Genomic DNA, 25,814 nt, shown 5'->3' with positions numbered 1-25,814 from the left:
CGCCCGGCGCCGCGATCCCTCGCTCGTTCATCACCAGAAGTTGATCAACGTCGATATTGCCTAGGGGTTCCAGCCTCGCGGGAGCGACGTTCGACGGATCGCCGATACGGGGTGAAGGCAGGCGAACAACCATGGACGGTGCCGGGTTCCACGTGGAGATCGAGGTCCTGGAAACGGCCTCGGCGGGCATCAGGCAGAGCGTGGCCGACCAGCGTGACTCCGCTCTGGAAGATCTGGACCGGGCGGCCGGTGCCTACGGGCACGCGAGGCTGCACCGGGCGATGGAGAACTTCTGCGACCGGTGGAACGAAGGCCTCGACATTCTCGTGGACGACGCCGAGGCGATCGGGAAGATCCTGGACGAGGCGGCGCGGGCCTACCGGTCGGCGGATGCCGCCTCGGCCGGGCGCCTGACCACCGACCCGGCCAAGGGGGTCGTCGATGACTGAGCTCGGCCAGACCCACGACCCGCTGGCGCTGGTGCCGGGTGATCCGGCCGCGGTGGAGAGCAACGTGCGGGCGCTGCGGGACAGAGCGGCCAACGCGGAGAAGGCCGGCGACGGCCTGGTCGACATCGACACCGGCGCCTGGACGGGTGAAGCCGGCGACGCGTTCCGGGAGAAGTTCAGTTACGAGCCCAACAAGTGGTACGAGGCTTCCAACTCGCTCGCCACCGCCGCCGACGGCCTGAACGTCTACGCGGGCACTCTGCGGTGGGCGCAGGGCCAGGCGGCCGAGGCGATCAGGCTGTGGGACGAGGGCGAGGCCGCGTCGGCGCGCGCCCGGCAGGCGTACGACCAGCAGGTCGCGCAGGCCGTGCCGGGCCAGGTCGTCGCGCCCTTCGTGGACGGCGGGGAGGCCGGGCGGCAGGCGGCGCGGGACACCCTGCGGAACGCACGTGACCAGGTCGCCCAGGACGGTGACGCCGCGGCCCGGTTCCTCGACGCGGAGGCCGACGCGGCGCCGGAGGAATCGAGTTGGCTCGACGCGGTGGGCGACTTCGCGCTCGATGTGGGCGCGGACGTCGTCAACGGACTCGCGTCGTTCGGCAACGCGATGATCCAGCATCCGGGCGAGACCGCCGCCCTGGCCGGTGGGCTCCTGCTGACCGCGGTCAGCGCGGGTGGTGAGGGGCTGGGAGTCGCGCTCGACGTGACCGGCGTGGGTGCGGTCGCCGGGGTGCCGCTGAACGTCGTGTCGGCCGCCGGCATCACGACCGGGGTGGCCATCACCGGGGCCGCCACGACCTCCCTCATGCAGCACGCCGCCGGCGAGGACGCGGTCTCGCCGATGAGCGGCAGTCAGCCGTCGCGGTCGGTGCCGACCAAGACCGACCGGATGAAGGAACACCTGACGGACCGGGATCTGGACGCGGCCCGGCGCGAGCTGAACGGCGAGGTCGTCGCCCGGAAGCCGTCCGGCCAGCCGTGGGACCACGTGGATGAGGTGCGCAACGCTCAGCGTGGGCTCACGCGCCGGATCGATCAGCTCAAACGGTTGCTCGGCGACTCCCGGACGACCGAGGCGGAACGCGCCGCCTATCAGGGCGAGTTGTCCGAGGCCAGCCGCCTGCTCGATCATTCGGAGCAGTTCGTACCCCGTATCTAGGAGACAGACGTGCAGCAGTCGCTGGAAGAGATCGAGGGGAAGGCGTGGGGCGAGCCGCCGGCGGACGCCTCCCGGCTGGTGGCAACCGTCTACGCGCTGCGCCGGCGGCCGGTCGGGGCGCTGGGGGTCGAAGGGCTGCGTGTGCTCATCGGGCAGAAGGAAGGGCTCGAGATTCTTCTTCCGCTGGCGCTGGACGAGTTGGAGCGTGACCCCCTCGCCGAAGGTGATTTCTATCCGGGTGACCTGCTGGCCGCTGTGGTGCGGGTGCCGCACGCCTACTGGCAGGGGCACGCCGACCAGGCGGCGCGGCTGCGGGCCGTGATCGACGTCGCGGAGCTCGAGGAGCTCGACGAGGAGCTGCGGGGAGACATCGCGGCGTTCAGGAAGTGACGTCCTTGCGGGTGAAGCGCCAGAACGCCAAGGACCAGCACACCGTGGCGTAGCAGACGGCGCTGATGGCGCCCTTGACCAGGTCGTCCACCTGGGCGGGGGTGGAGAGCAGGCCCATCCAGGCGTCGCTGTAGTGGGTGGGCAGGATGTTGCGGATGCCGCCCAGGGCGGTGATCTGGTCGAGGATGCTGGACAGGATCCAGAGCATCACCGCGCCGCCGACCGCGGCCAGTGGGGCGTCGGTCAGGACGGTCAGCAGGAAGGCTATGCCGGCCACGATCAGCATCGAGACGGCCAGGTAGCCCGCCACGCCCAGGATGCGGAGCAGGCCGGGGCCGGGTGGGATCTCGGCCGCCACCGAGCTGCCCAGGGGGTGCCAGCCGTAGCGGATCGTGCCGGCGATCAGGGCCGTCGCGGTCAGGGTCAGCAGGGCCGCCAGCGAGTACAGCAGGGCGACGATCAGCTTCACCGCCAGCAGGCGGGCCCTCGGGACGGGGATGGCCAGCAGGTATCTGAGGCTGCCCCAACCGGCCTCGCTGGCCACCGGGTCGCCGCAGAACAGGGCGACCACCACCACCAGCAGGAAGCCCGCCGACACGGCCAGGCAGAACAGGGCGAAGTTGAGGCCGCCGGAGGTGGCCAGGTCGACCAGGCTGCCGAAGGCGCTGCCCTCGGAGTCGTCGTCGCCGTTGCCGCCGACGGCGAACGCCACCAGGACGATCAGCGGCAGCAGGACCATGAAGCCCAGGGCGCCCTGGGTACGCCGGCGGGACGCCTGCCGGCGCACCTCGGCCCAGATGGGCAGGGTGCGGGACGGCCGGTAGCCGGTCGCGCCGGCACTAGTGACGCTCATCGGTCTCCACTTCCTGCCGAGCTCTCCCCGACCAGGGCCAGGAAAGCGTCCTCGAGGCGCCGGCGCGGCACCACACGGTCCACGTCCACCCCGGCCCGCACCAGCGAGGCGATCACCTCGGAGCGCGGGGTGCCGTTCACGTCCACGATCAGGCCGCTGGGGCCGTCGGGGGTCACCGAGCGCACGCCCAGGTCGCTGAGGACCCGGGACGCCGCGGGCACGTCGGAGACCTCGATCTGCACCGAGGGGGACTCGCCGACGATGTCCTCGACGGGGCCGGCGGCGACGATCCGGCCCTTGTTGACCACCACGGCGTGCGTGCAGGTCTGTTCCACCTCGGCCAGCAGGTGGCTGGAGACCAGCACCGCCCGGCCGTCGGTGGCGTAGCGCTTCAGGACGCGGCGCATCTCGGCGATCTGCGGCGGGTCGAGGCCGTCGGTGGGTTCGTCGAGTACCAGCAGTTCGGGCAGGCCGAGCATGGCCTGGGCGATGGCGAGCCGCTGGCGCATGCCGTGGCTGTACTTGCGGGTGCGCCGGTGCACCGAGTCGCCCAGGCCGGCGATGGCCAGGGCCTCGTCGAAGTGCGCGTCCTCGACCGGGCGGCCGGTGGCTTTCCAGTACGCCTGCAGGTTCTCCCAGCCGGTCATGTGCGGCATGAAGCCGGGGCCTTCGACGAGCGCGCCGACCCGGGACAGCACCGGCGAGCCGGGGACGAGCCGGTGGCCGAAGACCAGGGCCTCGCCGGCGGTCGGCATGGTCAGGCCCATGAGCACGCGCAGCGTGGTGGTCTTGCCGGCGCCGTTGGGGCCGAGCAGGCCGACGACCTGACCGCGCTCGACCGTGAAGCTGATCTCCTCCACGGCCACGAACCCGTCCCCGTACGCCTTGCGCAAGCCCTTCACGACCAGCGGCGTGTCGGCGAATTGCGAAAGAGTGGGGATGTGCTGCCGGCGAAGCCGGCGGCGGCGTACGAGAAGGACCACCGCGAGGCCGAGGGCGATGGCCAGCAGGAGCCCGGCCAGCACGTAGCGCCACACGGTCTGCGGGTTGGCGATCGGCTCGCCGACGACGGTCGGCAGGGTGAGCGCCGGTTCGACCGCGACGGTGTACGTGGCGGGTGCGGTGGGCGAGAGGAACGCCTGGTCGGTGGTGGCGACCACGACCCGTACGGAATGACCCTGGTCGATCTGGCGGACGATCGCGGGCAGGGTGACCGTGACCGGTTGGGCCGCGGAGATCGACGACGGCAGGCCGGTGAGCCGGACCGGGGCGATCAGGCCGGCGCTCAGCGTCTCGGCGCCCTGCTGGTCGACGTCGTAGAGCTTGACGAACAGGGTGGCCTCACCGGTCGGCGAGGCGGCCCGCAGCCGCACGGTCGGCGAGCCCGCCACGTCGACCGCCTCGGCCAGCGGGCCGGAGTTGAAGGCGGCGAACTGGCCGGGGATGTCGGCGGCCACGCCGGCCAGCAGCGTGCTGAGCCGGCCGCCGGTGCCGGGCAGGGACGACAGGGCGCCCGGGTTGCCGTTCGGCGGGTTGGCGATCGGCTGCGCCGATCCTTCGAGGGAGATCTGGGTGGTTCCGGTTCCGCCGAGTCCGGGGTACGTGCCGGTGGAGTACCCGTTGGTCACCAGGCCCCGGTCGAGCGCGCTGAAGCCGGCCACCCGCGAGTACGTGAAGCTGTCGGACGGCTTGTCGCCCTCGCCCTTCACGTAGTGGTCGAGCCACTGCACGGTCAGGAACTTCACCCTGCCCTGGTCGGTCTGCGGGCCGGCCCCGCCGTCGTGGCCGCCGGTGAACCAGGCGACCCGCACCGGGGTGCCGGCGGCGGCGATGCCCTTGGCGTTCGCGTCGGCCTCGGAGAGCGGGAAGAGCGTGTCGACCTCGCCCTGCACCAGCAGCGTGGGCGCCTTGATCTTGTTCAGGACCGGCGCCGGGCTCGACCTGCGAAGAAGATCCGAAGTTTTTTGATCGGGTACGCCCGTGGTGGCGACCTGCAGATAGGCGGCGCAGATGTCGGCGGCGAAGCGTCCGCAGGCGGGATTGGCGAGCGCACCGGAGGGTGCGTCGGAACCGCCGTTGCCGAAGAAGACGCCGGCCCAGCCCTTCTTGAAGACGCCGGTGGTCTCGGTGGCCGCGGACTGCTGCAGGAAGACGTTGTTCAGGTCGTTCCAGGTGATCGACGGGACGATCGCGTCGACCCGTGAGTCCTGGGCCGCGAGCATCAAGGCCAGGGCGCCGCCGTACGAGCCGCCGACCACCCCGACGCGCGGGTCGCCGGTGGCGTCGGTCCGGATCTCGGGACGCTGGGCGAGCCAGTCGAGCAGGCCCTGGGCGTCGCGCACCTCGTAGTCGGGGCTGTCCAGGTGGATCTGGCCCCCGCTGCGGCCGAACCCCTGCGCGGTCCAGGTCAGCACGGCGTAGCCCCGGTCGGCCAGGGACTCGGCGTCGTCGCTGACCGAATCCTTGGTGCCGCCGAAGCCGTGCGCGAGCAGCACCGCCGGGACCTTGTCGTCGTGGTCTTCGGGCAGGTAGAGCCGGGTGTCGAGGGCGACTGTCGCCGCGCCGCCGGGCCCGGTCGGCACGGTGATCATCTGGTCCTTCACGGTCCAGCTCTTGCTTTCCGGCCGGGCGGCCCACCCGACCAGCCCCGCGACGAGCACGAGGACCACAGCGCCGGCGATGACGCGGCTACGGGTGAGCCGGGGCAGCCGTGATGACCAAGACATGCCGAAACGCTATCCGGCCGGGTCTGAGCGGCGGCTGTGAAACCTCTCAGGAGCCGGCGGACGATAGCGTTGGCCCGGTGGACGAAGAACTCACGCTGACGGCGACCCTTCGGCTGGCCGGTCTCGACAACCGCCGCGGTGTGGTCCGCCTGCACCCGGCGGTCATGACGGCCCTGACGATCAACCCCGGTGATCCGGTACGGCTGACCGGCGGCCGCACGACCGCGGCGCTGGCCGCCAAGGCCGAGGCGTCCGCGAGCCGCGAGTTCCTCTACGCCGACGACCTCACCCTGGGCAACCTCGGCATCCGCGACGGCGCCCGGGTCACCTTGGCCAAGCTGCCGGCGGTGGCCGCGCGGCGGGTCACGCTGGCCGGACCGGCCGACGTGGTCGCGCTGGTCTCGCCCGAGATCCTGCGCCTGGCCCTGCTGGGCAAGGTGCTCAGCGAGGGCGACAACGTGTCCCTCTACCCGCAGGACGTGCCGCTGCGCGAGGGCCAGCGCATGCCGGTTCAGGACATCGGCCGGAACCTGCGCAACCGGCTCGGATACCAGTGGACGACGGCACTGCTGACCGTGGTCGCGGTCGAGGGGGCCGAGGCCGCCGTGGTCACCATGGACTCGGTGGTCGGCTGGCAGGACGGCCAGTCGTCGTCGCCGGTGCCCGGCCCGGCCGCGCGGCCGCAGGCGCCCGCCTCGACCGATCCGGACGTGCCGCCGCCGAGCATCGACGACCTGCCCGGCCTGCGGGCGCAGGCCAAGGAGCTCGAGGAACTGCTCGACCTCGGCTTCCACCACGGCGAGGTGCTGGCCCGGCTCAACACCAAGGTGTCGCTGGGCGTGCTGATCTCGGGTCCGGCCGGATCAGGAAAATCCGCGCTGGTACGGGCCGTGGCGGCGCAGGTCGGCGCCCGTGTGCTCCCCACGTGGGCGCCGGAGCTGGCCGCGCTGGCCGCCGACTCGGCCGCGGGCAGGTTGCGCGAGCTGGCGCGCGATGCTCGCTCCGGCGGGCCGGCCGTCCTCTTGTTCTCGGACGTGGAGGCGCTCGCCCCGCGCGACGAGCCCAAGCCGATCGCCACTGTCTTCCGCCAGATCCTCGAAGAGGTCGTTCGGTCCGGTGCGGCCGTGGTGTGCACCACGAGCCGGCCCGAGTCGGTCGACCCGTCGCTGCGCGCGCCCGACCTGCTCGCCGTCCAGCTGGCAGTGCCCCTGCCCGACCAGGCGCTGCGCCGCGAGCAGCTGGCCGTGCTCACCCGCGGCGTGCCGCTGGCCGAGGACGTACGCCTCGACGAGATCTCCGGGCGCACGCCGGGCTTCGTCGCCGCCGACCTGGGCGCGCTGGCCCGCGAGGCCGGGGTCCGGGCCGCCCTGCGGCAGAAGGACGCCGAGTCGCCGACCGTGACCATGGCCGACTTCGAGGCCGCGCTCGACGTCGTCCGGCCCACCTCGATGGCCGACTCGACGCTCGAGGTGGCCGCCGTGACCCTCGACGACGTGGGCGACCTGGCCGACGTCAAGCAGGTGCTCACCGAGTCGGTGCTGTGGCCGCTGACCTACCCGGACACGTTCGCCCGGCTCGGCGTCTCGCCCCCGCGCGGTGTCCTGCTCTACGGCCCGCCCGGTTGCGGAAAGACGTACCTGGTCAAGGCGATCGCCGGCACCGGCAAGGCCAACGTGCTGTCGGTCAAGGGCGCCGAGCTGCTGAGCAAGTGGGTCGGCGACAGCGAGCGGGCGGTCCGGGAGCTGTTCCGCCGGGCCCGGGAGGCGGCGCCCACGCTGGTCTTCCTGGACGAGGTCGACGCGCTGGCGCCGACCCGCGGGCAGGCGACCGACGGGGGCACGGCCGACCGGGTGGTGGCGGCCCTGCTGACCGAGCTCGACGGCGTGGAGGATCTGCGCAACGTGGTGGTGATCGGGGCGACCAACCGGCCCGACCTGATCGACCCGGCGCTGCTGCGGCCGGGGCGGCTCGAGCGCCTGATCTACGTGCCGCCGCCGGACGCCGACGCGCGGGCCGCGATCCTTCAGGCCTCGGCCAAGGCGGTGCCGTTGGACGAGGCGGTCGATCTCAAGGTCCTCGGGGCCGAGCTGGAGGGCTTCTCGGCGGCCGACTGCGCGGCGCTGATCCGCGAGGCGGCGCTGGCCGCGATGCGGGACTCGCTGGAGGCGACCACTGTCACGGCCGGCAACGTGGCGAGCGCGCGCCGGCGCGTACGGGCGTCACTTGATCCGACTCAGGTGGCGTGGCTCGAGGCGTACGCGGAAACGCACCAGCCCTGATTTTTATCGGCGGCGCGTCCGCGCGCGCGTCGATCGGAGACGCCGCAGGCGGCCCACCAGCACGGGATCGTGCTCGAGGGCCGCCGGGTTGTCCAGCAGCGCGTTCAGCAGCTGGTAGTAGCGCGTCGAGGAGAGCTCGAACGTGTCCCGGATGGCCTGTTCCTTCGCGCCCGCGTGTTTCCACCAGCGGGCCTCGAAGGACAGGATCTCGCGGTCCCGGTCGGATAATTCAGACTTGTCCGGCTCGCGGGGCGCCGGAATGGGCGGCTGCTCGTCGGACATGGTCGTCAGCATAAGCTCTTACATCATGTGATGTCTCGACTACGCATCGTCCACATTGCGGCGCCGGTAACAACGACGAAGACGCCACCCAGCAGGGCGGCCGCCATCGGCCACGTCAGCGTCAGCTGAGCCGGCTGGCAACCGTTGACCGAGGAGAAGTCACAGGAGTTGTAGTCCTCGATCGTGACCTCCTTGTTCATCCAGGCGGTGATCCAGGCCGGGATCAGGTACGCCTGAACGAACTTCACCTTGGCCAGCTCCAGCACCACGCCCAGTCCGAACTGGAACACGATCACGGCGCCGATGGTCACGCCCAGCGCCATCGCGGTGTGCCGCCCGAGCGAGGCCAGGCCGAAACCGACAGTCCCCGCGACCAGCACGAGAATCAGGCCGCGCAACTCCATGAGCGCGAAGGACTGCCAGACGCCCGAGGTCATGCTGTCGGTGTTGCCCCGAAGCTCGGCGATCAGATAGAAGACGCCCGTCCAGATCGCCGACAACACCACCGTGATGACGGTGAAACTCGCCAGCAGAGTGAGCAATTTCGTGCCCAGTACCTTCAGCCGCTGAGGCCGCCACAGCAGCAGATTCATCATGCCGCCGCTGCTCCACTCGGCACCCACGAACGACGCGCCGACGATGAAGGCGGCCAGCGCCAGCAGCGCCGCCAGCGTGGTCGCCATGTCCGGGAAGCTCTCCCGCAGGATGAACGTCGGCGGCATGTACCACTCGTAGTTGTAGTTCTCCTGGCTCGCCGGGGCGAGCTGCTCGCAGTCCGGCGGCCACTGGTTCGCCTGCGGGGTGCCTTTGGCCGCCTCACAGGACGCCTTGTCCTTCACTGCCTGCTGGCTGTCCCGCTCGAACTGGGCCTGGGCCTCCGCCTTGGCCGCGGCGATCTGGGTGGGGCCGACCTTCTGGTTGGAGAAGAAGATGCCGATGGCGACGGCGGCCAGCACGGCCACCGCGCCGATCAGGAAAAGCTTGGTGAATCGGCGCTTGAACAGCCGCCGGGTCTCCGCCTTGTAGAGGCTCACTGTCCCCACCCTCCGACGCTCGCGGTCTGATCGACCTGGCGGTTCTGCCCCTCGACCGGCGCGGTGCCGGTCAACTCGAGGAAGACGCTCTCCAGGTCGGCCGAGACCGGGGTCAGCTCGCTGACGTAGATCTGCCGCTCGGCCAGGATCCGGGTGATCTGCGCCGGGTTGCCGGCGTTGCCGACGGTGAAGTGGTCGGTTTCGACGGTGACCTGGGCGCCGTTCGCCCGTAGCACCTCGACCGCGGCCCGCAGGTCCACGCCCGGCTCCAGCCGGACCTTGACCGACGAACTGGTGTGGCTGGCCAGCACGGAGGCGACCGAGCCGGCGGCCACCCGCCGCCCGGCCGAGATGATGGTGACCTCGTCGCAGATCAGCTGGATCTCACCGAGGATGTGGCTGGACAACACGACGGTCATGCCGGACTCGGCCAGGGTGCGCATCAGCGACCGCATCTCCCGGATACCGCCCGGGTCGAGACCGTTCGCCGGCTCGTCCAGAATCAGCAGCTTCGGCTCCTTGAGCAGAGCGGAAGCCACCGCGAGGCGCTGCTTCATACCGAGCGAATAGGTCTTGACCCGATCCTTGCCCCGGTCACGCAGCCCGACCAGCTCCAGCACCTCGGTCACCCGCTGCCGTCGCACATTGCCGGCGTCGGCCAGCAGCGACAGCGTGTCGGACGCGCTGAAATTGCCGAAGAACTGCGGGCTCTCCACAATCGCCCCGACCTGCCCGGCCGTCTCCGGCAGATGCCGCGGAACCTCCTTGCCGAGAATGGCCATGCGGCCGCCATTGGGTTTGATCAGCCCCAGCAGCGTCCGCAACGTGGTGGTCTTCCCCGACCCGTTGGGCCCGAGAAAGCCATGCACCTGACCCGCCTCGACAACCATGTCGAACCCGTCGAGCGCCTTCCGCGTCCCTTTGCGGCTGCGATAGGTCTTCTGCAGCCCGGCAATCTCCAATACGGCAGTCACCCGCGAGACTTTAGGCACTCCCGTCAATATCCCGAGCCCTTCTCACGCCAATCCCGCCATTCCAGTGACCGTCCGCAGCCACCCGAACCACTCCGGGTGGAGACCACCCCCTTCAAACCCCTCTGCCGGTACGTTGGTGGGGTACGCGGATGAAACACGCGCACTGCTGAGGGAGGCATGATGAGCGCCGAGGCCGTGGGTGCTGGGATGCCGGCGCAGGTGACGTTGGATGACCTTGCGGTGATGGCGGCGGCCGACGAGAACCATCGTTACGAACTCAGCCCTGAGGGAGTGTTGTCCGTCGTGCCCCCGCCGACCCCGAACACGCGCTGTTGGTCTCGAGGATGTTCGCCTGGTTCCTGACCAACGGTTACGGCCCGGATCAGGTGGTGACGGACTGCGGCATCGACGTCGGTGGCGGGCGGGTGCCCGACCTGACTGTGTGGGCGAAGGACCAGCCGCCGCGTCCGGCTCGGTCGAGCTATGCCGGCATCGTGGGCCTGCTGCTCGCCATCGAGGTGGTGTCCCGGGGCTCCGAGGTGGTCGACCGGGTGATCAAGAAGATCGAATATGCCAAGGCCGGGATTCCGCACTACTGGATCGTCGAGCGCGACGGCGTCACGACCGTTCATCGCCATCGTCTCGACGGTGGCGCCGGCGAATACATGCTGGAGCCCGAGGGTGCCCAGCCGATGGCCTGGCTTCTGAGTACGACCCCGGCCATCTGAGGGCTGTGGGTGGACGGCCAGGATCACGGGATGAATGCCGATCTTTGGCCGCCGTTCGGGCTGCGGGTTGTCGGGGCGCGGGTCGAGTTGCGGCTTCCCGATGAGGACGAGCTGGGGAAGCTGGCGCGGCTGGCGGGTGCCGGGGTGCACCGGGACGGGGAGCGGCCGTTTCTGACGCCGTGGACCGAAGGGAGCGCCGAGGAGCGGGCGCGGGCGGTTCTGCGCGGGCACTGGGCGGCGCTGGCCTCGTGGCGGCCCGACGACTGGGAGCTCGGGTTCGGGGTGTTCCGGGATGGGGAGCCGATCGGGCTGGTCGGGCTCCGGGCGCGGGACTTCGCGGTGGTGCGGGAGGTCAAGACCTGGTCGTGGCTGGGGCTCGCGCATCAGGGGCGGGGCTACGGGACCGAGGCCCGGGCCGGGCTGCTGGCGCTGGCGTTCGACCATCTCGGCGCCACGGCGGCGCTGACCGAGGTGTTCCAGGACAACCACGCGTCGCAGCGGGTGTCGCGCAAGCTCGGCTATCGGCCGGACGGGATCTCGGTGGACGCGCGGGACGGCGAGGCACTCGTCTCCGACCGGCTGCGGCTGACCCGGGAGGGCTGGAGTGGGCAGGCGCGGCCCCCGGTCGTCGTCGACGGGGTGCCGGCCTGCCGGGCGATGCTGGGTCTCAGCGACTGACCAGGTCGCGGATCTCGACCGCCTTCGTCACGTGAGCTCAGAGGGCCGGGCCGAGCAGGAGACCACCGTCGACGACCACGTCGGTGCCGGTGGTGAAGGGCGAGCCGGCCAGGTGAAGCAGGGTGGCGGTGATGTCGGCGGGTTCGCCGAGGCGGGGTACGGCGTACGGCGAAGGGTCGTAGAAGTCGGCGATCGGGCGGCCGCCGGGCTCGGCCGGCTCGGTGATCAGCTTGGTGGCGATCACGCCGGGGTGCAGGGCGTTGACCCGGATGTTGTCGCGGCCCAGTTCGAGGGCGGCGCTGCGGGTCAGGCCGCGCAGGGCCCACTTGGCGGCCACGTAGGAGGCGTAGCGGGACGTGCCGCCGTACGCCATGGTCGAGCCGATGTTGACGATCGCGCCGCCGCCCGCCCGGCGCATCGCGGGGGTGACCGCCTTGATGCCGAGGAACTGGCCGGTCACGTTCACCGCGAAGGTGCGGTCCCAGAGGTCCCGGCCGGTGGCCTCGATCGGTGTCGCCGGGTTCTGCGCTCCGGCGTTGTTGACCAGGATCGAGACTTTCCCGTACGCCTTCTCGGCGGCGGCCACGGCGGTCGTCCAGTCGTCCTCGCTGGTGACGTCGAGGCGTACCGGGAAGGCCCCCAGCTCCTCGGCGAGCTCGGTGGCCCGGGCCAGGCCGGTGGCCGTGCTGCCGATGACGACGTCGGCGCCCTCGGCGTGGAAGGCGCGGACGTGACTCTCGCCCATCCCGCCGGTGCCACCGGTGATCAGGACGGTGTGATCGGTGAAGCGCATGGTGCGTCCTTCGTTCGGAGGTGAGCTGACCGACTCACCTCACCATTCGGAGCCTAGGTGAGTCAAGTGACTCACCTCGCTGTTGGTCATACTGAGGGCATGAGCACGTACCACCAGCGCGTCGCCGAGCAGAAGCGCGCGGCGATCCTGGACGCGGCGACCGGCCTGTTTCTCGCGTCCGGCTACGACGGGACGTCGCTCGCGAAGATCGCCGACGCGGCCGGGGTCTCCAAGGCCACGCTGTTCAAGCAGTTCCCGACCAAGGCCGCGCTCTTCGACGCCATCGTCACCGAGTCGTGGCAGGTCGAGGACGCGGACGGTCCCGAGCCGCCGGTGGACGATCTGGAAGCGGGGCTGACGGCGATCGGCCGCCGCTACGTCGAGCTGCTGACGCGGCCGGGCATGACCGCGCTCTTCCGGATCGTCATCGCCGAGCTGCCGCGCTTCCCGGAGCTGGGCGAGGCCCAGTTCAGCCGGGGGAAGATGCCCTACTTCGAGTCGGTACGGCGGTACCTGTCCGACGCGAAACTCGAGGACCCCGAGATGGCCGCGACCCAGTTCCTCGGCATGATCTCGAACTTCGTCTTCTGGCCGTCGCTGCTGCTCACCGACTGGGCGCCGGGCGCCGCCGCCAACGACAAGGCGGTCACCGAGGCCGTCCGTACGATGATCGCCCGCTACCGCTGAAGGGTGTGGCTCACACCTCGGGAACCCGCGAGCGTCTTACCGGGATTTCGTCGTAAGGTGTGGGAAACAACTGAATACCTCATCCAGAGGGGCAGAGGGAACGGCCCGATGAAGCCCCGGCAACCACCACGCAGTCTCGATGACGAGGCCGAGCGCGGCAGGTGCTAATTCCGTCCTCGCCGGCAGGTCGCCGCGGGGAAAGATGAGAGGGAAGGCCTCGATGACGTCTACCGTCAGTGCACCCAGCGCTACCACCACTTCGCCCGCCAAGGGTCTCGTCTGCCGTGCCTGCGGTGCGGAATACCCGCTGGTCGCGCAGCACGCCTGTTACGAGTGTTTCGGCCCGCTCGAGGTCGCCTACGACCAGGCGGCCCTCGCGCGGGTGACCCGGGCCGACATCGAGTCGGGCCCGCAGAACATCTGGCGCTACGCGGCGCTGCTGCCCGCCGGGCAGGACCCGGCCACCCGGGTGACCCTCGACCCCGGGCTGACGCCGCTGGTCAGCGCCCCGGCCCTGGCCGCCGCGGTCGGCCTGCGGGCGCCCCTGTACGTCAAGGACGACTCGGCCAACCCGACCCACTCGTTCAAGGACCGGGTCGTCTCGGTGGCGCTCACCGCGGCCCGCGGGCTCGGCTTCACCCGCTTCGCCTGCGCCTCCACCGGCAACCTGGCCAACTCGGTGGCCGCGCACGCGGCCCGGGCCGGCGCCCCCAGCATCGTCTTCATCCCGCACGACCTCGAGCAGGGAAAGATCATCACGACCGCTGTGTACGGCGGCGAGCTGGTGGCCATCGAGGGCTCGTACGACGACGTGAACCGGCTCTGCGGCGAGCTCGTGGAGACCGACGAGTTCGAGGACACCGCCTTCGTCAACGTCAACGTGCGCCCGTTCTACGCCGAGGGTTCCAAGACCCTGGGGTACGAGGTGGCCGAGCAGCTCGGCTGGCGCATCCCGGCTCAGGTGGTCATCCCGATGGCCTCGGGCGAGCTGCTGACCAAGGTCGACAAGGCGTTCAGCGAGCTGGTCGAGATCGGCCTGGCCGAGGCGCCCGAGGGCGGCTGGACGGTCTTCGGCGCCCAGTCGGCCGGCTGCAACCCGATCGCCACGGCGCTGCAGAAGGGCACCGACGAGATCGTCCCGGTGAAGCCGACCGGCATCGCGAAGTCGCTGAACATCGGCGACCCGGCGGCCGGGGCGTACGCGATCGAGGCCGTCAAGCGCACCGGCGGTTGGATGGACTACGCCGACGACGAGGAGATCCGCGCCGGCATCCGGCTGCTGGCCGAGACGACCGGCATCTTCGCCGAGACCGCCGGCGGCACCACTGTGGCCGTACTCAAGAAGCTTGTGGAGAGCGGAAAGCTCGACCCCGAGAAGGAGACCGTCGTCTACAACACGGGCGAGGGACTCAAGACCCTCGACGCGGTCGCCGGCCAGGTCGGCCCGACTCACACGATCAAGCCGTCGCTGAAGGGCGCGCGCGAGGCCGGCCTGCTCGGATAACACTCTGTAGTCGGCAATCTGCCAGCAAGTGAGAATTCCATCCCGCGAGGACTTGCGAACCGATCTCCGGGTCGGCAGGATGCTCTCTGCGGGAGGGCGCGACGCCGTACGCGGTCCCTCACCTCGAGCTTGGTGACAATCTCTCGAGGGACCCAACGACCCACTGCCGGAGGCGGTGTGCGTCCGTTCTCCCGACCAAAATCGTTCGCGTTCATGGCCGTCGCCCGGAAGGGTGGCGGCCATGCGTGTATCGATCGAGCCCTTTGACGGGCGGGATCCCGTCGCCTACCGGATCCTGCGGGCCGCGAAGCAACACGAATCCCCCGACCTGCCCTTCATGACCGAGAAAGCCTTCAAAGCGGGCCTGCTCCATCCGCCACCCGGCGCGGCCTTCGAGCGGTACCTCGGTCTGCTCGACGGCGAACCGGTCGGCTTCGGAGGACTGGAGCTGTTCCAGCTCGACAACCTCACCAACGCGCACATGGTGCTCGACGTCCTGCCGGAACACCGGCGGCACGGTGTGGGCCGGGCCCTCTACGAGTTCATGCTCGAGCGCGCCGCCGCGAACGGCCGCAAACACGTCATCGGCTCGACCGTGGACACCCACCCCGACGGCGCCGCGTTCGCCCGCGCGATGGGCGCCGTCGCGGGCCTGGAGGACACCCGTAGCCGGCTCGACCTGACCAAGATCGACGAGGGCCACCTCGACAAGCTGCGCGCGGAGGCGCTGGCCCACGCCGAGGGCTACCGGGTGATCGACTGGCTCGGTGTGCCGGCCCGCGAGATCATCGACGACGTCGCCTATCTGGAGAGCCGGCTGCTGGCCGACGCGCCGACCGGCGACATCGCCTGGGAACCGGAGAAGATCGACGCCGACCGCCTGCGCGAGGACGAGGAGGCGCGGCAGAAACGCGGCCGGATCAGCTACTGCGCGGGGGCGCTGCACGGCGACAAGCTGGTGGCCTGGACGGTCATCGCCGGCGAGCTGGCCCAGCCCGTACAGGCCTGGCAGCAGACCACGCTGGTCGACCCCGGCCACCGCGGCCACCGCCTCGGCCTGCTGGTGAAACTGGCCAACCTCGACAACATCCGCCACCACCGGCCCGGCATCGAGGCGATCGACACCTTCAACGCCTCGCAGAACGAGCACATGCTGCGGATCAACCGGGCCATGGGCTACCGCGCGGTCGAGACCTCCACCGAATGGCAGCACGACCTGTGAGCGGGCGGGTGCGCACCGAGCCGCTCGGTGAGGCGGTGGAGACGGCGTACGCGATCGCTCGCGCCTGTCAGGAGCACGACCAGCCGGACGTTCCGTTCTCCTCGCTGGAGGGCTATCGGGCCGCCGTGGCGAACGGGTGGCCGGATTACGCGTACGAGCGCAGCCTGGGTCTGCTGGACGGCGAGCCGGTCGGGCTGCTGACCCTGGGGCTGCCGCAGGACGACAACCTCGACACGGTCGACCTCGAGCTGGGCGTGCTGCCCTCGGCGCGGCGGCAGGGCGTGGGGCGGGCGCTGTGGGAGCTGGCCGTGGCGCGCACGCACGAGCTCGGCCGCCGCCACCTGATCGGGCCGACCGTGCAGAGGCACCCGGACGGCGGCGCGTTCGCCACCGCGATGGGCGCCACGACCGGGCTCGAGGAGATCCGCAGCCGGCTCGACCTCGCCACGGTCGACCAGCCCCACCTCGACAAGCTGCTGGCCGAGGCGTGGGCGGGGGCCGGCGACTACCGGCTGGTGCAATGGAGCGGGGTGGCACCCGACGACATCATCGACGACGTGGCCTACCTCAGCGGCCGCCTCCTCACCGACTCGCCCGTCGGCGACCTCGCCTGGGAAGCGCAGAAGGTCGACGCCGAGCGGATCCGCGAGGACGAGCGGTCACGGGCCCGGCGCGGGCGCACCACCTACCACTCCGGCGCGCTGCGCGACGGGCGCCTGGTCGCGGTGACGACCATCTCGGTCGAGAACGAGAAACCGGCGCAGATCTGGCAGAGCATCACCCTGGTCGACCCGGAGCACCGAGGTCACCGGCTCGGGCTCGTGGTCAAACTGGAGAACCTGCGGTACGTCCGGGAGAGCGACCCGCGGGTCGAGGTGATCGACACGTTCAACGCGGCGAGCAACGAGCACATGCTGCGGGTCAATCGCGCGATGGGATTCCAGCCGGTGGAGTCGCTGATCCAGTGGCAGAAGACCGTCGCCTGACGTGCCGCTTGTACCCGCCCGCGTCCAGGCCGGCCATCCGCTCGAAGATGTTGCGGGAACCGTAGGTGCGTGACATCGCGTACGAATAGCCGCACGCCACCCAGTAGGCGGGCCAGAACAGCGGTCCGAGTACGGCGTACTGGGTGGCGTGGTGGGATTCGTGCCCGAACAGGGCCTGCTTCTCGGGCGAGAGGAGCCAATCGGCCGTCCGCCTCGTCATGATCACCGAGCCCACCGTGAAACACGTCGCGGGCGGCACCCGAAGCCGGTAACCCTCGGCGATCAACACCCCGTTCCGGCCGCGCCGCAGCTTGGCGCCGCCCAGCTTGGCGACGAGCAGGCCCACGGCGGTGGTCCCGTTCACCGCGGTGATCAGGCTGCGCGCCACATGCCGCCGGGCCATCAGATCCGCCGCCGCATGCGCAGCTCGGTCAGGGCCGGCAGCACCGGGTGGGGCACGCGTTCGCCGGTGTCTTCAAAACCGAGTTTTTCGTACGCCCGGACGGCCCGATCATTGCCGACGACCACCTCGAGCATCGTCCGGCGCCGCCCGGCCCGCCGCGACCAGTCGAAGACGGCCTCCATCAGCTCCGGAAGCACCTTGCCGCCCCGGTAGGCGGGGGTGACATAAACGGCGAAGACCACGGTCTCGGGCGCCGAATCGTGGGCGACAGTGCCGCCGGCGTGACCGATGAGCCGCTTGCCGGGCCCGGGATCGGCCACGAAGTTGGCGATCTCGTCCCCGGTCGCGGCCTGGGCGATGCGCTGGCGGTAGCCCTCGTGCGACCGGGCGGCCGCCTGAGCCAGCGTCTCGAGAAAGGCGAGCGGGCTGTCGGCCAGCATCTCGAGCCGAAGAGCCCGCATCCGCGCCGCGTCGCCGACGGTGACCCGGTGCACGCTCCAGCTGTCCATGCCGTCCTGACTACCCGCTGACCACCCCTCCGGCAACCCGTTAGCGGTAATCGGACGAGAGGAGCAGCACTGGACGTGGAAGCCGGACAGGCCCCTGACTGCCCCGACCTCTGACCTGGCCGCGGCCGGTCACGGCGGCCAGGTCGCCTGTCGCGCGGCCGACGGAGCGGAATGGTCCGTCACGCTCGGCGCGCCGGTGGAAGCCGCAGCCTCGTGAGCCGCGGCGTTCGCCGGCTGAGCCAGGACCGGCGCGACGAGGACGCCCGCGCGACCCGTTCGCCGGAGTCGACTCCCCGATCGACCAGATGGGCACGCCGATCTGCAGATCGACCTGGCTGAAGCTGTCGCCTGGACAGCAGGAGGCGCTGTGTCCGCGCTGTCGGCCCGACATGTCTCCGGTGGCGATGGTGGGGGTGCTGATCGCCGGGCACGCGACTCTCGCCTGGTTCGGCGTCGATTCGTGGTGGATCGCGGCGGCCGTGGTGAGCGGTCTGCTGCTTTTCGGCGAGGAGGCCGCCCGTCCGGTCCGGCGATGATCGGTCGCGGTGAGGGTGCCGGGTGGCGGGGGGAGTGGGTGCTGGGGCAAGGTGTTTCGATGGATCAGGGCGAAGGCGCTATGCACATGGTCGAAGGGCCGGTGGTGGCGGCGGCCGACCCCTTCGACCCGGAGTCGCGGACGGCTGAGTTGCCGCGCGGGGGCGTACCCGAAACGGTGATTTCGGAGGTGGCTGATCCGCTGGTGCCGGCGGCCGGGTCGGGGCTGCGGGGCTGGGCCGGGCGGGTCGCGGCGGTGCTCGGGCGGGACGGGGTGCGGCTGCTGCCGGCCATGGCTCTGGCGGCGCTGCCGCTGCACTTCTTCGTGGGCCGGCTGGACGACACGGTGATCGCGGCGCCGGCGCTGTCCGATCTCGCCGGTGGTTTCGGGCTGCTGTTGCTGCCGACCATGTGGCTGGCCTACCTGACCGTGTCGGCGCTGCCCTTTGTCATCTGTCTGGCCGCGGCGGTCGGGGTGGCCGTGCCGTCGGCGGCCGACGGGGTGCGGCCCGGCCCGCGTCAGGTGTGGGGTCTGGTGGCGTACCGGCTGCGGGGTCTGTGGCTCCGGTTCGCGGCTGTGGGGCTGGTGACCGGTGGGTTGTCGCTGGCGGCCAACGAGGCCTTGACCGCTGTCGCCTCGACCGGGGTGCTGACCGTGGCCGGGGTCTTCGGGTGTGTGCTGCTGATCGAACGAGGTCATGGGCTGCGGCGGGCGGCGCATCTGCTGGGGCGGGGGCCGGCGGTCGGGATGGTGGCCGTCTCGGCGGTGGCCTCGGTGCTGCCGCGAGTGGCGGACGAGCTGTTCGGCGGGGTCGCGGCGACCGCCGTCGGAGTGGTCGCGGTCCAGGTGTGGGCGGTGGCGGCGCTCGTGGCGTACGGCCAAGGCCGTCGCTCGGAAGGACCGGTGACCAGCCGGTCGTTGCGCGCTGAGCTGAACGCCCCTGAAGACTGACTTAGGGAGCCCGCCGTTTCCTTGCACTCGCCACCCGAGAGTGCTAAACAAGTCATTGGCACTCGCTAGCGGTGAGTGCCAGCAGGTCGGGACGGTGGGGTCTCGGTCACGGCGTCGCCATCGGCGCCGGGGCACGGGGCCGGTCGTCGCGGGCTATCCGGCTCGGCCTGAGGACGTCACGACGCCAGGTGGTGACGTCCGCAGAGTTCCGCAACGGGCGGGGCCGACGAGGCCCGGCACCGCGTATGTCCAGGAGGACAAAGCCGTATGGCCAAGATCATCGCATTCGACGAGGAAGCTCGTCGCGGCCTCGAGCGGGGCATGAACCAGCTCGCCGACGCCGTCAAGGTGACGCTCGGCCCCAAGGGCCGCAACGTCGTGCTCGAGAAGAAGTGGGGCGCTCCCACCATCACCAACGATGGTGTGTCGATCGCCAAGGAGATCGAGCTCGAGGACACCTTCGAGAAGATCGGCGCCGAGCTGGTCAAGGAGGTCGCCAAGAAGACCGACGACGTCGCCGGTGACGGCACGACGACGGCGACCGTCCTCGCCCAGGCGCTGGTCCGTGAGGGTCTGCGTAACGTTGCCGCGGGCGCCAACCCGATGGCCCTGAAGCGGGGCATCGAGGCCGCTGTGGCCAGCGTCTCCGAGGGCCTGCAGCAGCTGGCCAAGGACGTGGAGACCAAGGAGCAGATCGCCTCCACCGCCTCCATCTCCGCCGGTGACTCCACGGTCGGCGAGATCATCGCCGAGGCCATGGACAAGGTCGGCAAGGAAGGCGTCATCACCGTCGAGGAGAGCAACACCTTCGGTCTCGAGCTCGAGCTCACCGAGGGCATGCGCTTCGACAAGGGCTACATCTCGGCGTACTTCATGACCGACGCCGAGCGTATGGAGGCCGTCTTCGACGACCCGTACATCCTGATCGCCAACAGCAAGATCTCCGCGGTGAAGGACCTGCTCCCGATCCTCGAGAAGGTCATGCAGGGCGGCAAGCCGCTGGTCATCATCGCCGAGGACGTCGAGGGCGAGGCCCTGGCCACCCTGGTCGTCAACAAGGTGCGCGGCACCTTCAAGTCCGTCGCCGTCAAGGCCCCGGGCTTCGGTGACCGCCGCAAGGCCATGCTCGAGGACATCGCCATCCTCACCGGTGGCGCGGTCATCAGCGAGGAGGTCGGCCTCAAGCTCGACGGCGCCGACCTGAGCCTGCTCGGCACCGCTCGCAAGATCGTCATCACCAAGGACGAGACCACCGTCGTCGACGGCGGCGGCAACGCCGAGCAGATCCAGGGCCGGGTCAACCAGATCCGCGCCGAGATCGAGAAGTCGGACTCCGACTACGACCGTGAGAAGCTGCAGGAGCGCCTGGCCAAGCTGGCCGGCGGTGTTGCGGTCATCAAGGTCGGCGCGGCCACCGAGGTCGAGCTCAAGGAGCGCAAGCACCGCATCGAGGACGCCGTTCGCAACGCGAAGGCGGCCGTCGAGGAGGGCATCGTGCCCGGTGGTGGCGTCGCCCTGGTGCAGGCCGGCAAGACCGCGTTCGACAAGCTCGACCTGGTCGGCGACGAGGCGACCGGCGCGCAGATCGTCAAGCTCGCGCTCGACGCCCCGCTGCGTCAGATCGCCGTGAACGCCGGCCTCGAGGGCGGCGTCGTGGTGGAGAAGGTGCGCAACCTCGACCCGGGTCACGGCCTCAACGCCGCCTCCGGCGAGTACGTGGACCTGCTGGCCGCGGGCATCATCGACCCGGCCAAGGTCACCCGCTCGGCGCTGCAGAACGCCGCGTCGATCGCCGCGCTGTTCCTCACCACCGAGGCCGTCGTGGCCGACAAGCCCGAGAAGAACCCGGCTCCGGCCGGCGCCCCGGGCGGCGGTGACATGGACTTCTGAGTCCAGTCTTAGTCAGGCGGGTCCGCTTCGGCGGGCCCGCCTTTCTGCTTTTCCGCCGGAGGCGCCGAGCCAGTAGAGGGCGGCGCCGATGGTCAGGGTGATGCCGCCGGCGGCGATCACGGCGAGGATGTTGTCGCCGGTGGCCGGGAGCGGCAGGAGGCCGGGGCCGGGGAGCTGGTCGGGCTTGCCCACAGTCACGGTGATGGTGGCCGTGGCGATGGTGCCGTTGGCGTCGACCACCTCGTAGGTGAAGCTGTCGACGCCGGCGAAGCCCGGCGGCGGGGTGTAGGTGACTGTGCCGTCGGCGTTGAGGACGGCTGTGCCGTGTTCGGGCCGGCCCACCGAGCGGACGGTCACCGGGCGGCCGTTGGCGTCGGAGGCGGGTAGCGGGATGCCGATGGGGTGGCCCGGCTGGGCGGCGGCCACCTTGTCGGGAACCACAGGTTTGTAGGTGCCCGCCGGAGGCGCGGGACCGGCCGTCGCGGTCGAGGAGCCGGAGGGCCGCGGGCTGACGGGCTGCGTGGCGGCCGGCTGCGTGGCGGTGGGTTGCGTGGCGGTGGGTTGCGGCGCGGTGGGTTGCGGCGCGGTGGGTTGCGGCGCGGTGGGTTGCGGCGCGGCCGGTTGCGTGACGGTGGGTTGCGGCGCGGTGGGTTGCGGCGCGGTGGGTTGCGGCGCGGTGGGTTGCGGCGCGGTGGGTTGCGGCGCGGTGGGCTGTGGCACGGTGGGAGCTGTGGTCGGGTCCGGCGGTGGGGTGACGGCTTGGTCGACGTGGACGGTGATGTGGGCGCCGGCGGTGTTGCCGGCCCGGTCCCGTACCCCGTAGGCGAAGGTCTCGACCTGGGCCGCGCTGCCCCGGGGCTGGTAACGGATCTGGCCGTTCGGGAGGATCGTGGCGGCGCCCCGCGCCGGTGTGCCGACCGTGACGACCGTGAGCGGCCCGCCCTCCGGGTCGGTGTCGTTGGCCAGGACCGGAATGTCGACGGCGGTGCCGGAAGGCGTCGTGATGTCGTCGTCGCCGGCCGTCGGCGGCCAGTCGACGGTGATGTGCACCGTGCCGGTGTCGGTGCGGCCCCAGTCGTCGGTGAGCACGTACGTGAAGGTGTCGGCGCCCGGTGAGTCCGCGTCGGCCCGGTAGGTCACCGTGCCGTCCGCGGCCAGGGCGACCGTCCCCTCGGCGGCCGGGCCGGTGGCCGACACCGCCAGCGGCTGGCCGGTGTTCGGGTCGTGGTCGTTGGCCAGGACGTCCACCACCGTGACGATCTCCGGCCGGACCACGAAGGTGTCGTCCTCGGCGATCGGGGCGGCGTTGCGCACGGTGACCGTGATGGCGGCCGAGACGGCCAGCCGGTCCGTGTCCTCGATGGTGTAGGTGAACGCGTCGAGACCGTAGAAGCCGGGGGCCGGGGTGTAGATCACCGTGTCGTCGGTGTCGCGGGCCACCGTGCCGTGCGCGGCCGCGGTGAAGCCGACCAGGCTCAGGGCGTCACCGTTGGGGTCCTCGTCGTTGGCCAGCGGATCGATGGTCACCCGCTCGTCGGTGTCGGTGGCGACCGACTCCGGGCGGGCGATGGGCGGCGAGTTGACCACACCGACCGTCACGGTCGTGGTCGAGGTGTCCAGGCCGTCGCTGAGCGTGTAGGCGAACGCGTCGGTGCCGTGGAACGCGGGACCGGGCGTGTAGGTGATCTTCTGGCCGGGGCCGACCGCCGCCGTGCCGTGCGCCGGCGTGCCGACCGTGATGGTCAGGGGCGTGCCGTTCGGGTCCTCGTCGTCGTTGGCGAGCACGTCGATGACCTCGGGCAGGTTGGTGCGCACGGTGACCGAGTCGGGCCGGGCCACCGGCACGCCGTTGCCGACCGTGACCGTGACCCGCGCGGTGGCCGCGCCGCCGTGGCCGTCGCCCACCGTGTAGTCGAAGAAGTCGGTGCCCGAGAAGCGGGCGTCCGGGGTGTACGTGAGCGTGCCGGTGACGTTGCGCGCGACCGAACCGTGGGCCGGGTCGGTGGTGCCGGTGACGGTCAGGGTGTCGGTGGTGTTGGGGTCGGTGGCGGAGGCCAGCACGTTGATCACCGCCGGGATGCCGTACAGCGTGGTGGCGGTCCGATTCGCCGCCGTCGGCGGGGCGTTGCCCACGGTGACGGTGACCGTGGCGTACGAGGGCAGACCGCCGTTGTCCCGGATGTCGTAGCGGAACGTGGCCACCCCGGAGAAGCCCACCGGCGGTTGGTAGCGGATGCCGCCCGGCTCGGGGATGGCGGTGCCGGCGCTGGGCGGGCCGACCGCCGAGATGCTGATCGTGTCGCCCACGTTGGGGTCCCGGTCGTTGCCGAGCACGTTGATCAGCAGACCGGTCAGGTACGGCGTCGAGGCGAGGTCGTCGGCCGCGGTCGGCGCGGCGTTCTGCACGTCGACGTACACCTGGCCGGTCGCCTGCCCGCCGTGACCGTCGTCGGCCACGTAGGTGAACGAGGCCCGGCCCGAGAACCCCGTCGCGGGCTGGAAGCTGACCAGGTCGCCGGCCCGGCCCGCGGTGCCGGCCGACGCCGGCGAGACGGCGCCGAGGCCGGTGACGTGCAGGATGTCGCCCGGGTTGGGGTCGGTGTCGTTGGCCAGCACGAGCAGGGTGACCAGGGTGTCCGGTGGGGTGCCGGCGACGTCGGGGTTGGCCACGGGCGGGGCGTTGGCAGTGGTCACGGTGGCCGTGCCGGTCGCCGAGCCGCCGTGGCCGTCGGTGATCGTGTACTGGAACGGGTCGGCGCCGGCCCAGCCGGTCTGCGGCGTGTAGCGGACCGAGTTGTCGGCCAGCACCACCGCGCTGCCGTGGGTCGGCGGGCCGACGATCGTGACGGTGAAGCCGGTGTTCGGGTCCTCGGGGTCGGTGTCGTTGTCCCGGACGCCGAAGGTGACCGCTGTGGCGTGGCTCGTGGTGACCGCGTCGGGGACGGCGACCGGTGGCGAGTTCACCCGCAGGGTGGCCGTGGCGGTGTCGTTGCCCGGGGCCGGGTCCTGGCCGCTCCCGGAGACCCGCAGGGTGGCCGGGGCCGAGGTGGCGGTGCCCGGCGCGGCGGTGGCCGGGATGGTCACGGTGGCCTTGCTGCCGCTGACCAGTTGCCCGGCCGGGCAGGTGACGACCTGAGCCGAGGTGGCGCAGCCGAAGGGGAGCGGGCCCGGGGTGACCCCGGCCGGGAGGGTGAGCTCGACCCGGGCGGCCGGCTCGGGGTCGGGGCCCAGGTCGGTGACCGTGGCGGTGTAGGTGACGGCGTTGGGGGCGGCGGCGCGCTGCACGTCGGCCGGGCTGATGGTCAGGCCGGCGGCGAGGTCGGCCTTGGGCTGCTTGACCGTCGCGGCCAGGGTGCTGCCGACGGCGGCGACGCTCACGTTGGTGGTCCGGCCCGTGTACGAGACGTTGACCATGTTGGCGATGGCGTACAGGGCCGGGGTGTCGAGGGCGACCCGGACCCGGAACGTGACAGTCGTCGTGCCGAGGTAGGGGATGCTGCCGAGGTCGAAGGTGACATTTCCGGCGGCGTACTGGCCGCCGCTCACGTACGACGTGTAGGTCGGGATGGCGTCGGTCAGGCGCACGCCGTCGGCGGTGTCGCTGCCCTCGTTGCGGACGACGATCCGGTATTCGATCTCGTCGCCCGGCAGGAGGTCGCCGTTGTTGACGTCGGTTCCGGTCATCGTCGTGGTGATCTTGGGGGCGTAGAGGTCGATGGCGACGGTGAGGACGCCCGGGTAGTACACGTCCCCGGTCGTGGACATGGTGAGTTTGGTCTGGGTGACGCCGTGCCCGAGCATCCCGCTGGCGTCGAAACGGTCGATGTCGACGCCGAACAGGTTGCGGTAGGCCGGGTCGCGGCCACCGACGATCGCGCCGTTCTCGCTGACCGTGCTGTTGAAGACGTTCACCGGGCTGAGCGGGTTGGCCGTGTCGCCCAGCGGCTGCCCGTCGATCTTCAGGCTGTCGCCCGTCGTGCCCAGGTCGCCCTCGAAGGCGACCGCTCCCACCTCGGTGTGCACGGTTCCGGAGTGCGGCGTCTCGAAGCCGGACAGCGGGATGTCCACGTCTTTGTCGGTGATCGACCCGAAGCCGTCGTAGACGCGCAGGCTGCGCAGGGGCTCGGCGGAATTGCCGTACGCGACCACCAGCGCCCATCCCGCATAGGTGCCGGTGCCGGTCGCGGCCTGGATGTCGGCCACCGAGTACACGCCGTTGCCGGCGGCCGCCACCAGCGCGGTGACGTCGGCGAACCCCTCGTAGGCGGAGGTGGACGCCGTGTACACCTCGTCGGCGGCGATCGGATTCCAGGTCGCGCCGGCCGGCGTACGAAATCGGACTTTGCCCTTGTTGTTCGGTGAAGGCGCCGGAAGCACGCCGACGTCGAGGGCGGTGAGGGCGCCCCAGTAGAGGCCGGCGAACAGGACGCTGCTGCCGGCCGGCAGGGTGACGGTCGAGCTGCTGTCGTTGAACGTCGACACGGGGTCACCGTCGGCGTCGGTGTAGACCATCGTCTGGTTGTTGTTGTTCAGCCAGCTGGTCGAGACCCCACTGCCGGTGCGGGCCGAGGCGCACTGGAGCACGAGCGTCGAGCAGGTCAGGTTCGAGTTGCCGCGCAGGATGATGGAACCGTTCGCGTTGACGTCGAACCGGCTCGTGAACGTGTCCGAGATCGCCGCGTCGGCCCGCCCGGTGACCAGCGTGGCCAGAGTGACCGCGATGGCGAGGAGGAGAACCGGTCCGCGCACCAGATCACGCTAGGCGCGCGGGGCGCCCAGCGT

At 71.0% G+C, this 25,814-nt stretch carries 21 protein-coding genes, 1 pseudogene and 1 riboswitch; of the genes and pseudogenes, 13 read left to right on the top strand and 9 right to left on the bottom strand.

All coding sequences use genetic code 11. The features are described from left to right. Positions 1-131 precede the first annotated feature (131 nt). The 3 genes from AB0C26_RS15290 to AB0C26_RS15280 are packed head-to-tail and all read left to right on the top strand — an operon-like array spanning position 132 to position 1,998. Positions 132-449, top strand: coding sequence for a hypothetical protein (locus tag AB0C26_RS15290; RefSeq protein WP_360247104.1), 318 nt, complete (start codon positions 132-134; stop codon positions 447-449). Continuing rightward, positions 442-1,608 (top strand): putative T7SS-secreted protein, encoded by a 1,167-nt coding sequence (locus AB0C26_RS15285; RefSeq protein ID WP_360247102.1) that lies wholly within the window; start codon positions 442-444, stop codon positions 1,606-1,608. The genes AB0C26_RS15290 and AB0C26_RS15285 overlap by 8 nt, the downstream gene beginning before the upstream one ends. Before the next feature lie 9 nt (positions 1,609-1,617). After that, positions 1,618-1,998: a contact-dependent growth inhibition system immunity protein gene (locus AB0C26_RS15280; RefSeq protein WP_360247100.1), complete on the top strand. Its 381-nt coding sequence runs from the start codon at positions 1,618-1,620 to the stop codon at positions 1,996-1,998. Here the strand turns inward: AB0C26_RS15280 and AB0C26_RS15275 are convergent. Together AB0C26_RS15275 and AB0C26_RS15270 are read right to left on the bottom strand one after the other, a co-directional pair. After that, entirely contained in the window at positions 1,988-2,851 is an 864-nt protein-coding gene (locus tag AB0C26_RS15275; RefSeq protein WP_360247098.1) for an ABC transporter permease subunit, read from the bottom strand. The two genes, AB0C26_RS15280 and AB0C26_RS15275, sit on opposite strands and share 11 nt — an antisense overlap. Then, positions 2,848-5,577, bottom strand: coding sequence for an alpha/beta fold hydrolase (locus AB0C26_RS15270; RefSeq protein WP_360247096.1), 2,730 nt, complete (start codon positions 5,575-5,577; stop codon positions 2,848-2,850). The genes AB0C26_RS15275 and AB0C26_RS15270 overlap by 4 nt, the downstream gene beginning before the upstream one ends. Positions 5,578-5,654: 77 nt before the next feature. On the opposite strand from AB0C26_RS15270, the gene AB0C26_RS15265 reads away from it, so the two are divergent. Next, entirely contained in the window at positions 5,655-7,856 is a 2,202-nt protein-coding gene (locus AB0C26_RS15265; RefSeq protein WP_360247094.1) for an AAA family ATPase, read from the top strand. 3 nt (positions 7,857-7,859) lie between these two features. Here AB0C26_RS15265 and AB0C26_RS15260 read toward each other — a convergent pair. The 3 genes and pseudogenes from AB0C26_RS15260 to AB0C26_RS15250 form a co-directional block, all read right to left on the bottom strand. Beyond that, a pseudogene (locus tag AB0C26_RS15260) lies at positions 7,860-8,090 on the bottom strand (DUF3263 domain-containing protein); the annotation flags it as partial. A 71-nt stretch (positions 8,091-8,161) separates the two neighbouring features. Beyond that, complete coding sequence (locus AB0C26_RS15255; RefSeq protein WP_360247092.1) at positions 8,162-9,172, bottom strand: ABC transporter permease subunit; 1,011 nt, start codon at positions 9,170-9,172, stop codon at positions 8,162-8,164. After that, positions 9,169-10,146 (bottom strand): ATP-binding cassette domain-containing protein, encoded by a 978-nt coding sequence (locus tag AB0C26_RS15250; protein WP_360247090.1) that lies wholly within the window; start codon positions 10,144-10,146, stop codon positions 9,169-9,171. Before AB0C26_RS15250 ends, AB0C26_RS15255 begins: the two co-directional genes overlap by 4 nt. Positions 10,147-10,490: 344 nt before the next feature. On the opposite strand from AB0C26_RS15250, the gene AB0C26_RS15245 reads away from it, so the two are divergent. Together AB0C26_RS15245 and AB0C26_RS15240 are read left to right on the top strand one after the other, a co-directional pair. After that, the gene (locus AB0C26_RS15245; protein WP_360247088.1) at positions 10,491-10,874 is read left to right on the top strand and encodes a Uma2 family endonuclease; all 384 of its coding nucleotides are present in this window, start codon (positions 10,491-10,493) and stop codon (positions 10,872-10,874) included. Positions 10,875-10,904: 30 nt separating this feature from the next. After that, positions 10,905-11,552: a GNAT family N-acetyltransferase gene (locus tag AB0C26_RS15240; protein ID WP_360247086.1), complete on the top strand. Its 648-nt coding sequence runs from the start codon at positions 10,905-10,907 to the stop codon at positions 11,550-11,552. Between the two features lie 37 nt (positions 11,553-11,589). Here AB0C26_RS15240 and AB0C26_RS15235 read toward each other — a convergent pair whose 3' ends face one another. Next, on the bottom strand, positions 11,590-12,345 hold the full coding sequence (locus AB0C26_RS15235; RefSeq protein WP_360247084.1) for an SDR family oxidoreductase: 756 nt from the start codon (positions 12,343-12,345) through the stop codon (positions 11,590-11,592). A 99-nt stretch (positions 12,346-12,444) separates the two neighbouring features. Between AB0C26_RS15235 and AB0C26_RS15230 the strand changes: the two genes are divergently transcribed. The 4 genes from AB0C26_RS15230 (at position 12,445) to AB0C26_RS15215 (ending at position 16,744) form a co-directional block, all read left to right on the top strand. Beyond that, positions 12,445-13,032, top strand: coding sequence for a TetR/AcrR family transcriptional regulator (locus tag AB0C26_RS15230; RefSeq protein ID WP_360247082.1), 588 nt, complete (start codon positions 12,445-12,447; stop codon positions 13,030-13,032). A gap of 76 nt (positions 13,033-13,108) precedes the next feature. Then, positions 13,109-13,241: riboswitch (SAM riboswitch) on the top strand. 11 nt (positions 13,242-13,252) lie between these two features. Next, positions 13,253-14,536: a threonine synthase gene (thrC, locus tag AB0C26_RS15225; protein ID WP_360247080.1), complete on the top strand. Its 1,284-nt coding sequence runs from the start codon at positions 13,253-13,255 to the stop codon at positions 14,534-14,536. A 241-nt stretch (positions 14,537-14,777) separates the two neighbouring features. Then, positions 14,778-15,758: a GNAT family N-acetyltransferase gene (locus tag AB0C26_RS15220; RefSeq protein WP_360247078.1), complete on the top strand. Its 981-nt coding sequence runs from the start codon at positions 14,778-14,780 to the stop codon at positions 15,756-15,758. Next, the gene (locus AB0C26_RS15215; RefSeq protein WP_360247076.1) at positions 15,740-16,744 is read left to right on the top strand and encodes a GNAT family N-acetyltransferase; all 1,005 of its coding nucleotides are present in this window, start codon (positions 15,740-15,742) and stop codon (positions 16,742-16,744) included. The genes AB0C26_RS15220 and AB0C26_RS15215 overlap by 19 nt, the downstream gene beginning before the upstream one ends. Here AB0C26_RS15215 and AB0C26_RS15210 read toward each other — a convergent pair. Both AB0C26_RS15210 and AB0C26_RS15205 read right to left on the bottom strand, forming a co-directional pair. Beyond that, positions 16,680-17,147, bottom strand: a complete 468-nt coding sequence (locus tag AB0C26_RS15210; RefSeq protein ID WP_360247074.1) for a hypothetical protein — start codon at positions 17,145-17,147, stop codon at positions 16,680-16,682. The two genes, AB0C26_RS15215 and AB0C26_RS15210, sit on opposite strands and share 65 nt — an antisense overlap. After that, complete coding sequence (locus AB0C26_RS15205; protein ID WP_360247072.1) at positions 17,147-17,656, bottom strand: GNAT family N-acetyltransferase; 510 nt, start codon at positions 17,654-17,656, stop codon at positions 17,147-17,149. Before AB0C26_RS15205 ends, AB0C26_RS15210 begins: the two co-directional genes overlap by 1 nt. 305 nt (positions 17,657-17,961) lie before the next feature. On the opposite strand from AB0C26_RS15205, the gene AB0C26_RS15200 reads away from it, so the two are divergent. The 3 genes from AB0C26_RS15200 (at position 17,962) to groL (ending at position 21,032) form a co-directional block, all read left to right on the top strand. Then, positions 17,962-18,192 (top strand): hypothetical protein, encoded by a 231-nt coding sequence (locus AB0C26_RS15200; protein ID WP_360247070.1) that lies wholly within the window; start codon positions 17,962-17,964, stop codon positions 18,190-18,192. A 59-nt stretch (positions 18,193-18,251) separates the two neighbouring features. Continuing rightward, positions 18,252-19,142 carry a hypothetical protein gene (locus tag AB0C26_RS15195; protein ID WP_360247068.1) on the top strand — a complete coding sequence of 297 codons (891 nt, stop codon included), beginning with the start codon at positions 18,252-18,254 and terminating at the stop codon, positions 19,140-19,142. A 267-nt stretch (positions 19,143-19,409) separates the two neighbouring features. After that, positions 19,410-21,032, top strand: coding sequence for a chaperonin GroEL (gene groL, locus AB0C26_RS15190; RefSeq protein ID WP_360247066.1), 1,623 nt, complete (start codon positions 19,410-19,412; stop codon positions 21,030-21,032). A 12-nt stretch (positions 21,033-21,044) separates the two neighbouring features. Here groL and AB0C26_RS15185 read toward each other — a convergent pair whose 3' ends face one another. Continuing rightward, positions 21,045-25,781, bottom strand: a complete 4,737-nt coding sequence (locus AB0C26_RS15185; RefSeq protein WP_360247064.1) for an Ig-like domain-containing protein — start codon at positions 25,779-25,781, stop codon at positions 21,045-21,047. Between the last annotated feature and the right edge of the window lie 33 nt (positions 25,782-25,814).

The sequence above is a fragment of the Actinoplanes sp. NPDC048796 genome (assembly GCF_040650035.1).
In the GTDB taxonomy this organism is placed as follows: Bacteria; Actinomycetota; Actinomycetes; order Mycobacteriales; family Micromonosporaceae; genus Actinoplanes.
Note: the sequence above shows the minus strand (reverse complement) of the source record. Positions and strands in the feature narration are given on the sequence as shown.